The following is a 440-nucleotide window of genomic DNA, read 5'->3' on the forward strand; positions in this document are numbered from 1 at the left end:
TCACTAGGAACAATGACGGGATGACGGGGCAATAAAGCGAGCGCGTTTTGCCATTCCGTTCCATGCTCTCGTTGAAGTGGCCTGATTTTCCTGGCCAACCTTTGGCGCCTTCTTCGAGTATCTCTCGCAGCGTGGGAACAAGTTTTTCCGTCAAGGGTCTGGCTCGAGCCGTGTCAGGTTTCGGCAGCTTCTTTACCTTGTTGTTCAGTTTGTTGTGTTCCCTAGCGGTGACAAGATCGTACATCGTTCTGCCGCAGGCATGTCTCAACAACTGCTCGCTTATGCTTATCGACAGCTTGCGTGCGGCGTTGACAATCGTAAAAGTAGCTCTGGAAGGCTTTCCACCGTTTTTCGCAAGCATGTAGTCGGTGAACGTCTTGGGGCGTGTGGCTTTGAAGACGAGTTCTTTCACGGTTGACGTCGGCGCCTCCTCGCCCAAC

General features: G+C 53.0%; 1 protein-coding gene. It reads right to left on the reverse strand.

The genetic code is table 11. The features are described 5' to 3' along the window. Nucleotides 1–412 (reverse strand): hypothetical protein (locus AB4Z23_RS28555; protein ID WP_441361318.1); only part of this gene is annotated, 412 nt, incomplete at its 3' end. Nucleotides 413–440 lie beyond the last annotated feature (28 nt).

The sequence above is a fragment of the Agrobacterium sp. MCAB5 genome, assembly GCF_052114365.1.
Taxonomy (GTDB): Bacteria; Pseudomonadota; Alphaproteobacteria; order Rhizobiales; family Rhizobiaceae; genus Agrobacterium; species Agrobacterium tumefaciens.